The following is a 15,557-nucleotide window of genomic DNA, read 5'->3' on the forward strand; positions in this document are numbered from 1 at the left end:
CCCTCTGGCAAGAGGGCGAAAACCGTGCTCCCACTCGCAGTCATCCTCCCTCACTCCTGCCATAATTCTGATATTCCAGGAAAGAGAGTCATCCATGAATACAGATACTTTTATGTGCAGCAGCGACGAAAAACAGACCCGCAGCCCGCTGTCGCTGTATTCGGAGTACCAGCGGATGGAGATTGAGTTTCGCGCACCGCATATCATGCCCACCAGCCACTGGCATGGTCAGGTCGAAGTGAATGTGCCTTTCGATGGCGATGTGGAATACCTGATCAACAATGAAAAAGTGAGTATCAATCAGGGACATATCACGCTGTTCTGGGCCTGTACACCGCACCAACTAACAGATACCGGAACCTGTCAGAGCATGGCGATTTTTAATCTGCCGATGCATCTGTTTCTCTCCTGGCCGCTGGATAAAGACCTGATTAACCACGTCACTCACGGCATGGTGATCAAATCACTGGCGACACAGCAACTTAGCCCGTTTGAAGTGCGCCGCTGGCAGCAGGAATTGAACAGTCCGAACGAGCAAATTCGCCAGCTCGCCATTGATGAAATTGGCCTGATGCTCAAGCGATTTAGCCTCTCTGGCTGGGAACCGATTCTGGTCAATAAAACCTCGCGCACACACAAAAACAGCGTCTCGCGCCATGCGCAATTTTATGTCAGCCAGATGCTGGGCTTTATTGCCGAAAACTATGATCAGGCGCTGACCATCAACGATGTGGCTGAGCACGTCAAACTTAACGCCAACTATGCAATGGGGATATTCCAGCGGGTCATGCAATTGACGATGAAACAGTACATTACTGCGATGCGCATCAACCACGTTCGTGCGTTACTGAGCGATACCGATAAAAGTATTCTCGATATTGCCCTGACGGCAGGCTTTCGTTCGAGTAGCCGTTTTTACAGCACGTTCGGCAAATATGTCGGCATGTCACCGCAACAATACCGCAAACTTAGCCAACAGCGCCGCCAGACGTTTCCCGGCTAAAGACGATATCAGTATCAGCCAAAAAAATAGTTTAGCCGTCGATAATAAGCAGTGAAAATAAATCAAAATAATCACATAACATATTGTTTATAAAAATGAATATTTAAAAAATGTTTGTTTTTCATGCGCTTTACAGCCCGAAAAGGCCGGAAGATACTTGCCCGCAACGAAGATTCCTTCATAACCGGGTAAGCAATGATGAAAGTATTAATTGTTGAAAGCGAGTTTCTCCATCAGGACACCTGGGTCGGTAACGCCGTTGAGCGTCTGGCAGATGCTTTAAGCCAGCAAAATGTTACCGTGATTAAATCCACCTCCTTTGATGATGGCTTTGCCATTCTCTCTTCAAACGAAGCCATTGACTGCCTGATGTTCAGCTATCAAATGGAACATCCGGACGAACATCAAAACGTCAGACAATTGATCGGTAAGCTTCATGAGCGCCAACAAAACGTGCCGGTCTTCCTGTTGGGCGATCGGGAAAAAGCCCTCGCCGCAATGGACCGAGATCTGCTGGAGCTTGTCGATGAATTCGCCTGGATTCTGGAAGATACCGCCGACTTTATCGCCGGACGCGCCGTTGCCGCAATGACCCGCTACCGCCAGCAGCTGTTGCCGCCACTGTTCAGCGCGCTGATGAAATATAGCAACATCCATGAATATTCCTGGGCAGCGCCAGGCCACCAGGGCGGCGTTGGCTTTACCAAAACACCCGCCGGACGTTTCTACCATGACTACTATGGTGAAAATCTGTTCCGCACCGACATGGGCATCGAACGGACTTCCCTCGGTTCTTTGCTTGACCATACTGGCGCATTTGGCGAAAGCGAAAAATATGCCGCACGCGTATTTGGTGCCGATCGCTCCTGGTCGGTAGTCGTCGGTACTTCCGGCTCTAACCGTACCATCATGCAGGCTTGCATGACCGATAACGATGTAGTGGTCGTTGACCGTAACTGCCATAAATCCATCGAACAAGGCTTGATGCTGACGGGCGCGAAACCGGTCTACATGGTGCCAAGCCGCAACCGCTACGGCATTATCGGGCCAATCTATCCGCAGGAAATGCAACCTGAAACCTTGCAGAAGAAAATCAGTGAAAGCCCGCTGACCAAAGACAAAGCCGGGCAAAAACCGTCTTACTGCGTGGTAACCAACTGCACCTATGACGGCGTGTGTTATAACGCTAAAGAAGCGCAGGATCTGCTGGAAAAAACTTCCGATCGTCTGCACTTTGACGAAGCCTGGTACGGCTATGCACGTTTCAACCCGATCTATGCCGATCACTATGCCATGCGCGGTGAACCTGGCGATCACAACGGTCCTACCGTTTTCGCCACCCACTCAACCCACAAACTGCTGAATGCGCTGTCACAGGCCTCTTACATTCATGTGCGTGAAGGTCGTGGGGCGATTAACTTCTCCCGCTTCAACCAGGCATACATGATGCATGCCACCACCTCCCCGCTGTATGCCATCTGTGCATCTAACGACGTGGCGGTGTCGATGATGGACGGCAACAGTGGCCTGTCACTGACCCAGGAAGTGATCGACGAAGCGGTTGATTTCCGTCAAGCGATGGCACGGCTGTATAAAGAGTTCACCCATGACGGTAGATGGTTCTTCAAACCGTGGAACAAAGAAGTGGTCACCGATCCACAAACCGGCAAAACCTACGACTTTGCTGACGCGCCAACCAAACTGCTGACCACCGTTCAGGACTGCTGGGTAATGCATCCGGGCGAAAGCTGGCACGGCTTCAAAGATATTCCGGATAACTGGAGTATGCTCGACCCAATTAAAGTCAGCATTCTCGCACCGGGAATGGGTGAAGATGGTGAACTGGAAGAAACCGGTGTTCCGGCGGCGCTGGTCACTGCCTGGCTTGGTCGCCACGGCATTGTGCCTACCCGCACCACTGACTTCCAAATTATGTTCCTGTTCTCTATGGGCGTAACCCGTGGGAAATGGGGAACTCTGGTTAACACCCTTTGCTCCTTCAAACGCCACTACGACGCCAACACACCGCTGGCGCAGGTCATGCCGGAACTTGTTGAACAATATCCTGACACTTACGCGAATATGGGGATTCACGATCTGGGTGACACCATGTTTGCCTGGCTAAAAGAAAATAACCCTGGCGCACGGTTGAACGAAGCCTATTCCGGCCTGCCGGTGGCGGAAATCACCCCGCGTGAAGCGTACAACGCAATTGTCGATAACAATGTCGAACTGGTATCCATTGAAAATCTGCCTGGACGCATCGCGGCAAACTCAGTTATCCCGTATCCGCCAGGAATCCCGATGCTACTGTCTGGTGAAAACTTCGGCGATAAAAACAGTCCACAGGTAAGTTATTTACGCTCCCTGCAATCCTGGGACCATCATTTCCCTGGATTTGAACACGAAACTGAAGGGACTGAAATTATTGACGGTATTTACCACGTCATGTGTGTGAAAGCGTAACCACTATTCCGCTGAAGGCGTAATTGTTAAATAACATTACGCCGCCTGGCTTGAGGCCTTTTTAGTATGGCAACGTTTTCATAAAAATTGCTGCAAACAAAAATGTCATACTTTTTGCGCGGTCCCACCCCGCGCTTTTTTTCGCCTGTTATTTATCCTGTAAAAAAATATGTACATGAGAAATTACTATAAAAATTTGTAATATTAGTAAAACTCGTTATTTTTATGCATGTTTATATTCATCATACAATTATATAACCATTTCCCGGTATCGCTTTGCTTTAGCGAGAACTGGTCTTTTATTCGCACTCAGGAGTACATGTATGAGGATTTGCAGCGACCAACCTTGTATTGTTTTATTGACTGAAAAAGATGTCTGGATAAGGGTGAATGGGAAAGAACCTATTAGCCTTAAAGCTAACCATATGGCGTTATTAAATTGTGAAAATAATATTATCGACGTCTCCTCTCTTAATAACACTTTGGTTGCTCATATTAGTCACGACATCATCAAAGATTACCTCCGGTTTCTGAATAAAGATCTCTCGCAAATACCAGTATGGCAACGTAGCGCTACGCCCATCCTCACCCTGCCATGCCTGACGCCAGACGTCTTTCGCGTTGCCGCGCAACATAGCATGATGCCCGCTGAAACTGAGTCAGAAAAGGAACGAACACGTGCATTATTATTCACTGTGCTATCCCGTTTTCTCGACAGTAAAAAATTCCTTTCTTTAATGATGTATATGTTACGTAATTGTGTAAGTGACAGCGTTTATCAAATTATTGAAAGCGATATCCACAAAGACTGGAATCTTAGTATGGTAGCCAGTTGTTTATGTCTTAGCCCAAGTCTGTTAAAGAAAAAGCTGAAAAGCGAAAACACCAGTTATAGCCAAATAATCACCACCTGCCGCATGCGTTATGCCGTCAATGAATTAATGATGGACGGTAAAAATATCTCTCAGGTCTCACAGTCGTGTGGCTACAACAGTACGTCGTACTTTATTTCTGTCTTTAAAGACTTCTACGGTATGACGCCTCTGCATTATGTTAGTCAGCACAGAGAACGCACTGTCGCCTGATTTTTAACCTTAACGAAGAGCTATATTAATAACGGCATCAGCGATAACCCGGTCGATAATAATTCAACTATCGAATGCAGGCGTATGATATGACGTAATTTATTGTCACGAAGCTCGCCTTCGCAGGAGTTTAATTATGTCTTCGGATGCTGATGCTCACAAAGTGGGCTTAATCCCCGTCACCCTGATGGTGTCGGGGAATATTATGGGGTCAGGTGTTTTTCTGTTACCTGCAAACCTGGCCTCCACTGGCGGGATTGCCATTTATGGATGGTTGGTGACGATTATCGGTGCGCTGGGGCTCTCGATGGTATACGCCAAAATGTCGTTCCTCGACCCAAGCCCTGGTGGTTCTTACGCTTACGCCCGCCGCTGCTTTGGCCCGTTTCTCGGTTATCAAACTAACGTCCTCTACTGGCTGGCCTGCTGGATCGGCAATATCGCCATGGTGGTCATTGGCGTTGGATATTTAAGTTACTTCTTCCCGATTCTGAAAGATCCACTGGTATTAACCATCACCTGCGTCGTGGTGCTGTGGATCTTCGTCCTGCTGAACATTGTCGGTCCGAAAATGATCACCCGCGTGCAGGCCGTTGCCACCGTGCTGGCGCTGATCCCCATCGTCGGGATTGCCGTATTTGGCTGGTTCTGGTTCCGTGGTGAAACCTATATGGCGGCATGGAACGTCAGCGGCCTGGGCACCTTCGGCGCGATTCAAAGTACCCTTAACGTTACGCTGTGGTCGTTCATCGGTGTGGAAAGTGCCTCCGTTGCCGCAGGTGTGGTGAAAAACCCGAAACGCAACGTCCCTATCGCCACCATTGGTGGGGTATTGATTGCCGCCGTTTGCTATGTACTTTCTACCACCGCGATTATGGGGATGATCCCTAATGCCGCACTGCGCGTTTCTGCTTCGCCATTCGGTGATGCCGCACGGATGGCGCTGGGTGACACCGCCGGGGCCATTGTTTCTTTCTGCGCAGCTGCGGGTTGCTTAGGTTCACTGGGCGGCTGGACATTGCTGGCGGGTCAAACGGCGAAAGCCGCTGCCGATGACGGGCTGTTCCCACCGATTTTTGCTCGTGTAAACAAAGCGGGTACGCCAGTGGCGGGGCTGATTATCGTCGGAATTTTGATGACCATCTTCCAGCTCAGCAGCATTTCGCCAAACGCGACCAAAGAATTCGGTCTGGTTTCTTCCGTGTCGGTCATCTTTACACTGGTGCCATATCTTTACACCTGTGCGGCGTTACTGCTGCTCGGCCACGGCCACTTTGGTAAAGCACGCCCGGCATATCTGGCTGTTACTACCATTGCCTTCCTCTACTGCATCTGGGCCGTAGTAGGGTCCGGCGCGAAAGAGGTTATGTGGTCATTTGTCACCCTGATGGTCATCACCGCCATGTATGCGCTGAATTACAACCGGCTGCATAAAAACCCGTATCCCTTAGATGCACCAATAAGCAAAGATTAATTCCCCTTAATCCCGCAAACATAAAAGCCAACCTTAAGAACTTAAGGTTGGCTTAATTTTGCTTTGCGAGCATATGCGCACTTTGTTCGATGGAAACACCGTGATGTTGAAGCGCCTACTAAAAAGACCCTCTTTGAATTTACTCGCCTGGCTATTGTTGGCCGCTTTTTATATCTCTATCTGCCTGAATATTGCCTTTTTTAAACAGGTGTTGCAGGCGCTGCCGCTGGACTCGCTGCATAACGTACTGGTTTTCTTGTCGATGCCGGTCGTCGCTTTCAGCGTGATTAATATTGTCCTGACACTAAGCTCTTTCTTATGGCTTAATCGACCGCTGGCCTGCCTGTTTATTCTGGTTGGCGCGGCAGCACAATATTTCATAATGACTTACGGCATCGTCATCGACCGCTCGATGATTGCCAATATTATTGATACCACCCCAGCAGAAAGTTATGCGCTGATGACACCGCAAATGTTATTTACGCTGGGATTCAGCGGCGTGCTTGCTGCGCTGATTGCCTGCTGGATTAAAATCAAACCTGCCACCTCGCGTCTGCGCAGTGTTCTTTTCCGTGGTGCCAATATTCTGGTTTCTGTACTGCTGATTTTGCTGGTCGCCGCACTGTTTTATAAAGACTACGCCTCGCTGTTTCGTAACAACAAAGAGCTGGTGAAGTCCTTAAGCCCCTCTAACAGCATTGTTGCCAGCTGGTCATGGTACTCCCATCAGCGACTGGCAAATCTGCCGCTGGTGCGAATTGGTGAAGACGCGCACCGCAACCCGTTAATGCAGAACGAGAAACGTAAAAATTTGACCATTTTGATTGTCGGCGAAACCTCGCGGGCGGAGAACTTCTCCCTCAACGGCTACCCGCGTGAAACTAACCCGCGGCTGGCGAAAGATAACGTGGTCTATTTCCCCAATACTGCGTCTTGCGGCACGGCAACGGCAGTTTCAGTACCATGCATGTTCTCGGATATGCCGCGTGAGCATTACAAAGAAGAACTGGCACAACATCAGGAAGGCGTGCTGGATATCATTCAGCGGGCGGGCATAAACGTGCTGTGGAATGACAACGATGGTGGCTGCAAAGGTGCCTGCGATCGCGTGCCTCACCAGAACGTCACTGCGCTGAACCTGCCTGGTCAGTGTATCAACGGCGAATGTTATGACGAAGTGCTTTTCCACGGGCTGGAAGAGTACATCAATAACCTGCAAGGTGATGGCGTAATTGTCTTACACACCATCGGCAGTCACGGCCCGACCTATTACAATCGCTATCCGCCACAGTTCAGGAAATTTACCCCTACCTGCGACACCAACGAGATCCAGACCTGTACCCAAGAGCAACTGGTAAACACTTACGACAATACGCTGGTCTACGTCGACTATATTGTTGATAAAGCAATTAATCTACTGAAAGAACATCAGGATAAATTTACCACCAGCCTGGTTTATCTTTCTGACCACGGTGAATCGTTAGGTGAAAATGGCATCTATCTGCACGGTTTGCCTTATGCCATCGCCCCAGATAGCCAAAAACAGGTGCCGATGCTGCTGTGGCTGTCTGAGGATTATCAAAAACGGTATCAGGTTGACCAAAGTTGCCTACAGAAACAGGCGCAAACGCAACACTATTCACAAGACAATTTATTCTCCACGCTATTGGGATTAACTGGCGTTGAGACGAAGTATTACCAGGCTGCGGATGATATTCTGCAAACTTGCAGGAGAGTGAGTGAATGAAAATTCTGATTGTTGAAGACGATACGCTGTTATTGCAGGGATTGATTCTGGCGGCGCAAACCGAAGGCTACGCGTGCGATGGCGTGACAACCGCGCGGATGGCGGAACAAAGCCTTGAGACCGGTCATTACAGCCTGGTGGTACTGGATTTAGGCTTACCCGACGAAGATGGGCTGCATTTTCTCGCCCGAATCCGGCAGAAAAAATACACCCTGCCGGTGTTAATTCTCACCGCCCGCGATACCCTTACCGACAAAATCGCCGGGCTGGATGTCGGTGCCGATGACTACCTGGTAAAGCCTTTTGCGCTGGAAGAGTTACATGCCCGTATCCGCGCCCTGCTACGACGCCATAATAATCAGGGCGAAAGTGAGTTGATTGTTGGCAATCTGACGCTGAATATGGGTCGCCGTCAGGTATGGATGGACGGTGAAGAGTTGATTCTGACGCCCAAAGAATATGCTCTGCTATCACGGTTAATGCTTAAAGCAGGTAGTCCGGTGCATCGGGAAATTCTCTACAACGACATCTATAACTGGGACAACGAACCCTCGACCAACACTCTTGAAGTGCATATCCACAATCTGCGCGACAAAGTGGGCAAAGCCCGTATCCGCACCGTGCGCGGCTTTGGCTATATGCTGGTCGCGAATGAGGAAAACTAATTGAATCTGATGCGTTTTCTGCGCCGACCAATATCGCTGCGCCAACGGCTGATATTGACCATCGGGGCCATTTTGTTGGTGTTTGAGCTGATCAGCGTCTTCTGGCTATGGCATGAAAGTACCGAGCAGATTCAGCTGTTTGAGCAGGCGCTACGCGACAATCGTAACAACGATCGCCACATCATGCGTGAGATCCGCGAGGCGGTCGCCAGCCTGATTGTCCCTGGCGTCTTTATGGTCAGCCTGACGCTATTTATCTGCTATCAGGCGGTACGCCGCATCACCCGCCCGCTGGCGGAGCTGCAAAAAGAGCTGGTAGCACGCACCGCCGACAACTTAACACCCATTGCCATTCACAGCGCCACCCTCGAAATCGAAGCGGTGGTTTCAGCGTTAAACGATCTGGTCAGTCGCCTGACCAACACGCTGGATAACGAAAGGTTGTTTACCGCTGACGTCGCGCACGAACTGCGAACGCCACTGGCAGGGGTGCGTTTGCATCTGGAACTGCTGGCGAAAACGCATCACATTGATGTAGCACCGTTAGTGGCAAGGCTTGATCAGATGATGGATAGCGTCTCCCAGTTGTTACAACTGGCACGTGCCGGACAGTCATTTTCTTCCGGTAATTATCAACATGTAAAACTGCTGGAAGATGTCATTCTCCCCTCGTATGACGAACTCAGTACCATGCTCGACCAGCGCCAGCAAACCCTGCTATTGCCAGAGAGCGCCGCCGACATCACCGTTCAGGGTGATGCAACCCTGCTGCGGATGTTATTGCGAAACCTGGTAGAAAATGCCCATCGTTACAGCCCGCAAGGCAGCAACATTATGATTAAGCTGCAAGAAGATGGCGGAGCGGTCATGGCCGTTGAAGATGAAGGACCGGGTATTGATGAGAGTAAATGCGGGGAGTTGAGTAAAGCGTTTGTACGTATGGACAGCCGTTATGGCGGGATTGGTCTGGGGTTAAGTATTGTCAGCCGCATTACACAGTTGCATCACGGGCAGTTTTTCCTGCAAAACCGGCAAGAGACTTCTGGCACACGGGCCTGGATACGGCTGAAAAAAGATCAGTACGTGGCAAACCAGATATAAAGAAAGCTGCTGACCACCAGCACGCTGAACACGGTAGTTAAACTTTCATAAACACGGTTTTTCATTGCACTCTCCTCCGTTAACCTGGAGGAGAGTATGCGCGTCAGAGATTAAGTGAACCTTAAGAGTTCAATTGGCCTGATAAGACAGCATCACATCAGGCCATCCGTTTCAGCTTATTCATCAATTCGCGGATGCTGCTGCACCAGGCGGGTACGTTTCGCCTGCAAATCGGCAATCTCGTGGTCAATATCATCGATTTTCTGCTCGATATTATCGTAATGCTCGACGAGAATTTCCTTCGCTTCCTGTATATCTGACGCCGCCGGTGTCGCACCTTTCAACGGACGATTCGCCGTCTCTTTCATGGTTACGCCGGTGATTAAACCAACCACCGCCACTACCATCAGGTAATAGGCAGGCATCATCAGATTCTGCGAGCTTTCGACCAGCCAGGCCGCCAACGTTGGCGTCAGACCGGCAACCAGCACCGAAATATTAAATGCCGCCGCCAGCGCGCTGTAACGGATATGCGTCGGGAACATCGCTGGCAAGGTAGAAGCCATAACGCCCGTAAAGCAGTTAAGGATCACCGCCAGCATCAGTAACCCGGCAAAAATCAGGCCGATGACGTTACTGTTAATCAGAATAAACGCCGGGATCGCCAACACAAACAGTGCAACACTACCAAGTAGCACAAACGGACGACGGCCAAAACGGTCACTCAGCAAGCCCATCACCGGCTGGACAAACAGCATACCGATCATAATGGCGATAATAATCAGCACCCCGTGGTCTTCGGAGTAATGCAGGTTATGCGACAAATAACTCGGCATATAGGTCAGCAACATGTAGTAAGTCACGTTGGTGGCAATTACCAGACCAATACATGTCAACAGGCTGCGCCAGTATTTAGTGGCAATCTCTTTAAACGAGACTTTCGGGCCATCTTGCAAACCTTCGCGGTCGCCCTGTTCCAGTTTATCAACATGCTGCTGGAACGCCGGAGTTTCTTCCAGCGCATGGCGCAGGTAAAGCCCGATAATCCCTAACGGCAGAGCAATAAAGAACGGAATACGCCAGCCCCAGTCGAGGAAGTTCGCTTCGCCGACAATGGTCGAAATTAACACCACCACGCCCGCACCCAGCACAAACCCGGCAATAGAACCGAAGTCCAGCCAGCTGCCCATAAAGCCACGTTTACGGTCAGGGGAGTATTCCGCAACAAATATCGACGCCCCGGTATATTCACCGCCGACCGAGAAACCTTGTGCCATCTTACAGATCAACAGCAGAATCGGTGCCCAAATACCAATCGTGTCGTAGGACGGTATTAAGCCAATACAGAACGTACTGATCGACATAATCACAATAGTGATAGCGAGGATCTTCTGGCGACCATATTTATCGCCCAACATACCAAAGAAGAGTCCGCCAAGCGGTCGAATCAGAAAGGGAACGGAGAAAGTGGCAAGTGCAGCAACCATCTGCACGCTGGGGTCAGCCCCCGGGAAAAAAACTTTACCTAATGCGTAAGCAACAAAACCATAAACACCAAAATCGAACCATTCCATTGCATTACCCAGTGATGCTGCGGTAATGGCTTTACGCAGTTTACCGTCATCAATAATAGTGACATCACGAAGGGTAATCGGTTTTACTTTTTTCCTTTTCAGCATAGCTTTCCTCGCAGAGTTGGCCCATTTCCGCAAACGCCAGAATAATCAGCGCGACGGCCGCAAAAGGGGAGCGGGAATTGCAGGATGCAATCTCTGTAACAAGCGTAGCGGGTTTGCTTACACCCTCCGGTTAAGGAATGTACAATCAAACCAGTTGACGCCTGAATTGGGCAGTTAATGACCTTTTTACCCTACCAGTGTTTAAATTTGTGATCAACTTCACACATGGATTTCGTTTAGGACTCATTGATGTAACTGATTATTTACGCCAAATTTACAGAGAAGATTTCCTCGACCATTGCCCCCACCAAACGCTGCGCTGAACAGAGTCGTGGCATCCCCAGCGCGACAGTTTGCCAGCGTTGGGTCACTGACCAGCAAACGGGTTGTTTATCTGCCGTGGTCCACTTTCCCAGCCAACTTAAAAAATCAGCATGCTCCCCTCCCGTCGGAACGGTCGAAGAGGCAAACCACTGATGGTAATAGTGACGCGTGGTCGGTGCCGCATTGATACTCTCTGCCAGATGTTGTGTCGCTTTCTCGCGCAAATCACCCAGCAACAACGCCACCGCTTGCGGGCTTCCCAGACGGCAGGCATCGCCAAATGCCCCCCAGCGCAACTCCTCCAGAACGATAAAACAGCGCCCAGGCAACGACCAGGCGTTATACGCCCCAGCACGCCAGCGGGTAAAAATTTGCTCACTCTGATCACCGGCCTGTACCAGTAATCCTCGTTGCGTTAACGCCTTTTCCTTCCAGCGACAACGGGCTGAAAACAACTCATACAAGGCGGCAATTTGCTGCGGAAGCTCCGGGAAAGCAGAGTGCTGGCGGTGATCCATTTTTTGCAGCAGCGCCAGATGCTGCGCGATCTGCGTCAGCGCCAGATGACCGGGATCCAGCATCGACGCCAGTTTTTCCACCAATGTCAGACGCAGGCTAAGCGGCGCATTTAACATGCCGCCGTTCGTCCATGCCTGAAGCTGCACGCGCGCAAGAAGTTCCTGCATCAGTCGTTCACGAAACTGCTGCTGATGGGCTTGTGGATGGCGGGCATCATCGCCCTGCGCCAGATCCACTAAAAAGCGGGAATGAATCGACTCCAGCACACGACCGGGGCCGTCCAGCAACGTCTTGGTCAATATCGTTCTGCCGTGAAAAGTGTTTGAATATCATCGCGTAACAGCTGAGCGTCGGTGTAAATCCAGCCATGAGTCATCACAGTCTGCTGCAATTGCTGCTGCATCAGCCTGACCACCGATTCATTTTGTTGACGCAGAGCCAGACTTTCGCGTAAACGCGTCTGTAATTCCGTCAAACATGAAGCGAACTCAGCGAAAAAAGTATTCATGCCTGCCGTAACAGATTCATCGACCTGCTCTGCCAGAACTTTAGCCATTTGTTGGCAATAAAGATCGACTTCTGCGCTTAATGCTCGTTGCAACACTCTGTAATCAATAGCCTCCGCCGGGGATTTCTCATTTCCCCGTCCCCAGTCGGGCTGATTCAACCAGCGCGAAAAAGTCTCACGCACAACGCCTAAACGCGTGCTCTGCTCGTCCATTGCGTCCTGGCGGGAGATGACTTCACTGAACAGCTGGCGAGTGTTGAAGTGGGGAACTGCGCCGTGAAAAACAGGAAAATGAAACCCAGGACGAAACCCTGACTCGCTCAATTCCATTTTGACTTGTTGCTCAATGGGCCGAATAACATCGGTTAACACCCGGCAAAGAGTGGATTCAAGCTCGGCAAAACGCAGCGTAAAGTCGCGACTGATGGTGTTCTGCGCCGTCTGTAACAGTGTCTCACAGCAGGTACGAATCTCGCTTAATGACCCCGAATCATCCTGAAACAACGCGGCTAACTGGGCATTCACCGCATCTTGCTGTTGACGCAGAAAGAGGTTGGCGGAGGTCAGGGCCAGCTCGATTTCATGTTTAATCTCGCCGCTCACCTGAGCCTGATTGAGTTGAAATAGCTGCAAACTTTCTTCGATCTGGTGGATATTTTGCCGCAATTGTTCACAAGCGACGTTTAACCCGTGCGCACGAAAATCCAGGTATTCCCGCGCCTGCTGCGCGTAATTCAACAGTTTATGCGCGGCAGATCGCAGAGCATACAACGAGGCATTAGCGTAAGCGGCATGAAGCAACGCCTGAATTGGCTGGGCGAACAGCGAATCTTCCCACAACTGATCGGCAGCATGACGAATATGTTCGAGGTCCGCCAGGTCGGCATGACGCCAGCGCCTGCCGAGCGCAGCATGGGCAAAATCCTCCACCCAGCGTTGTTGCTCTGGCGCGGGTAACTTACCGTTGTTGGCTAACTCATTACGCGCCCGATTCGCCAGGTAGCCCCACATCGACGACACTGGAAATATCTGCTGTGGCGTAATACAGCCTTTCATCAGCGTCCCGGAAATCAGTGCCCGCACCTGGTCGGCGTCGTCACTGTTACGATCCTGTTGATCGAACTTATTGACCAGCACATACAGCGGCACCGATTGCCCCACCGCCAAAATCGCCTCACGGACCTCTTCATCGGAGATCGATTTCAGTTGCGTATAATCCAGCACCGCCAGTACCGCCGAGGCGCGAGCCAGCTGCTGGTTAAGCATTTTTTGCAGATGCGGTTGCCCGGCTTCATTTGGCCCAGGGGTATCCAGTAACGTCAACTGACCGGGATAACTCTCCAGCCCCGCCAGATGGACAAACTCCACTTCAATCACGGGAATATGCTCAATGGCGGCGTAAGCAGAAAAAGGAAAATCGACGTCCAGCGCCTTCGCCAGTCGCACCAAATCATTCAAACTTTTCAGACAATGAAAAATAGGCTGGGCACCCAGATAATATTTTTCGAAAGCGACGCCATTTTCGATCCGCTGCATAAGCGCACGCATATCTTTATCTATTTCCAGCACATCGGTCAGATGCTTAATATCGCAGTCACGCAGGCGCTGTTGTAATTGTTGAATTAAACCATCGATTGGCGCGACATGTGAAAAATGCAGTACCGGTTCTTTTTGCCCGGGCGTATGACGAATAAGCGTCGGCAGCGCAGTCATTGGACGATTGCGATTAGGCAAAACCTCTGTACCAACAATGGCATTAATGGTGGTTGATTTCCCTGCTTTCATGGTGCCGACAATTGCCAGCACCATTTCCAGTCGAGAAATTTTACGCAACTCATTATTCAGCATCGCGTGACGCTCGATGATATTAGGCTGACTCCAGGGTAAAGTCAGCTGTGGCGCATCGTCTCCGGGTATAGAGAGAGGCATTTTTTCCAGTAACTGCAACTGTTGACGAGAAAGCTGTAACAGGCGTTCAGCCTCCTGACTTAACTCATACAGGGTCTGTGTGTACATAGAAAATTTTTCCTTAAAGCAAATTTTATTACTTTTATTTAGCCAGATTGTTTTTGAGTTCTGTTTTCGGCTTTTATAATTACTGCAAGAAATAATTTTATATTTAGAGTGTTGTTTTTTATTAGAATAAATAACGTCTTCCGATACGTTTAAAACGTCAGAAAGATAAAAATATCATTTGAATTAAAAAAAGAACAAGTAGAGCATTAACCTTATCTTAAATAATAAATGGAGGCAAAAAGATTATTTTCTTTTTGCGTTTCCTTTCAAATGAAAACGATCGTCGTCTAAAATCAGCAGTACCCCCGACAAACTCAGGGATTTTGTGTATAATTGCGGCCTTTTTCGGCAATCTGCCGTTTTTTGGCGCTTTTGCCCTGCTGACTTTTGAGGAAATCCACATGTCATTACCACACTGCCCAAAATGCAACTCCGAATACACCTACGAAGATAACGGCATGTACATCTGCCCGGAATGTGCCTACGAATGGAACGACGCAGAACCTGCACAGGAAAGCGATGAACTGATCGTTAAAGATGCTAACGGCAATCTTCTGGCTGATGGCGACAGCGTTACCATCATTAAAGATCTGAAGGTGAAAGGTAGCTCTTCGATGCTGAAGATCGGTACCAAAGTGAAAAACATTCGCCTGGTTGAAGGCGACCACAACATCGATTGCAAAATCGACGGTTTTGGTCCGATGAAACTGAAATCTGAGTTTGTGAAAAAGAACTGATTGTATTGCTCAATGTAATATTGGCACATGATCGGTAGGCCGGATAAGGCGCTCGCGCCGCATCCGGCTACGGTGCCGACTGCCTGATGCGACGCTCGCGCGTCTTATCAGGCCTACAAATTCTCGCACCATCCGGCAACGGTGCCTAATGCGACGCTTACCGAGTCTTATCAGCCCCCGCTCATCTGTATAATTTTCGAACTACACTTAACTGGCTTCTCTTAACTGAGGTC

Annotated in this window: 12 protein-coding genes; 8 read left to right on the plus strand and 4 right to left on the minus strand. The window is 49.8% G+C overall.

Annotation, left to right across the window (positions count from 1 at the left end; genetic code table 11):
* The first annotated feature begins 70 nt into the window (after window positions 1-70).
* From melR to pmrB, 7 genes are all read left to right on the plus strand, one after another.
* A complete protein-coding gene (gene melR, locus FQ015_RS07965) occupies window positions 71-1,003 on the plus strand; it encodes a transcriptional regulator MelR (RefSeq protein WP_255756424.1) in 933 nt (310 codons plus the stop codon).
* Window positions 1,004-1,201: 198 nt separating this feature from the next.
* Window positions 1,202-3,469, plus strand: a complete 2,268-nt coding sequence (gene adiA / locus FQ015_RS07970; RefSeq protein ID WP_160523952.1) for an arginine decarboxylase — start codon at window positions 1,202-1,204, stop codon at window positions 3,467-3,469.
* Between the two features lie 323 nt (window positions 3,470-3,792).
* The gene (gene adiY, locus FQ015_RS07975) at window positions 3,793-4,554 is read left to right on the plus strand and encodes a DNA-binding transcriptional activator AdiY (protein WP_001217059.1); all 762 of its coding nucleotides are present in this window, start codon (window positions 3,793-3,795) and stop codon (window positions 4,552-4,554) included.
* Window positions 4,555-4,690: 136 nt separating this feature from the next.
* Window positions 4,691-6,028, plus strand: a complete 1,338-nt coding sequence (adiC, locus tag FQ015_RS07980; RefSeq protein WP_000093154.1) for an arginine/agmatine antiporter — start codon at window positions 4,691-4,693, stop codon at window positions 6,026-6,028.
* A 103-nt stretch (window positions 6,029-6,131) separates the two neighbouring features.
* Window positions 6,132-7,775, plus strand: coding sequence for a phosphoethanolamine transferase EptA (gene eptA / locus FQ015_RS07985; protein ID WP_039021446.1), 1,644 nt, complete (start codon window positions 6,132-6,134; stop codon window positions 7,773-7,775).
* Window positions 7,772-8,440, plus strand: coding sequence for a two-component system response regulator BasR (gene basR / locus FQ015_RS07990; protein WP_032185719.1), 669 nt, complete (start codon window positions 7,772-7,774; stop codon window positions 8,438-8,440). The genes eptA and basR overlap by 4 nt, the downstream gene beginning before the upstream one ends.
* The gene (gene pmrB, locus FQ015_RS07995) at window positions 8,441-9,541 is read left to right on the plus strand and encodes a two-component system sensor histidine kinase PmrB (RefSeq protein WP_160523934.1); all 1,101 of its coding nucleotides are present in this window, start codon (window positions 8,441-8,443) and stop codon (window positions 9,539-9,541) included. It abuts the gene before it with no gap.
* Here pmrB and pmrR read toward each other — a convergent pair.
* The 4 genes from pmrR to crfC form a co-directional block, all read right to left on the minus strand.
* Window positions 9,517-9,606 (minus strand): LpxT activity modulator PmrR, encoded by a 90-nt coding sequence (gene pmrR, locus FQ015_RS08000; RefSeq protein ID WP_000797657.1) that lies wholly within the window; start codon window positions 9,604-9,606, stop codon window positions 9,517-9,519. The two genes, pmrB and pmrR, sit on opposite strands and share 25 nt — an antisense overlap.
* A 111-nt stretch (window positions 9,607-9,717) precedes the next feature.
* The gene (proP, locus tag FQ015_RS08005) at window positions 9,718-11,220 is read right to left on the minus strand and encodes a glycine betaine/L-proline transporter ProP (RefSeq protein WP_001298520.1); all 1,503 of its coding nucleotides are present in this window, start codon (window positions 11,218-11,220) and stop codon (window positions 9,718-9,720) included.
* Between the two features lie 263 nt (window positions 11,221-11,483).
* A complete protein-coding gene (locus tag FQ015_RS08010; RefSeq protein WP_039021445.1) occupies window positions 11,484-12,362 on the minus strand; it encodes a diguanylate cyclase regulator RdcB family protein in 879 nt (292 codons plus the stop codon).
* A complete protein-coding gene (gene crfC, locus FQ015_RS08015; protein WP_160523935.1) occupies window positions 12,359-14,587 on the minus strand; it encodes a clamp-binding protein CrfC in 2,229 nt (742 codons plus the stop codon). Before crfC ends, FQ015_RS08010 begins: the two co-directional genes overlap by 4 nt.
* 401 nt (window positions 14,588-14,988) lie before the next feature.
* Between crfC and FQ015_RS08020 the strand changes: the two genes are divergently transcribed.
* Window positions 14,989-15,324, plus strand: a complete 336-nt coding sequence (locus FQ015_RS08020) for a zinc ribbon domain-containing protein YjdM (protein WP_001300891.1) — start codon at window positions 14,989-14,991, stop codon at window positions 15,322-15,324.
* The last annotated feature ends 233 nt before the right edge of the window (window positions 15,325-15,557 follow it).

Origin of the sequence: Escherichia sp. HH26CH (assembly GCF_009820205.1) — a bacterium.
GTDB lineage: Bacteria > Pseudomonadota > Gammaproteobacteria > Enterobacterales > Enterobacteriaceae > Escherichia > Escherichia coli_F.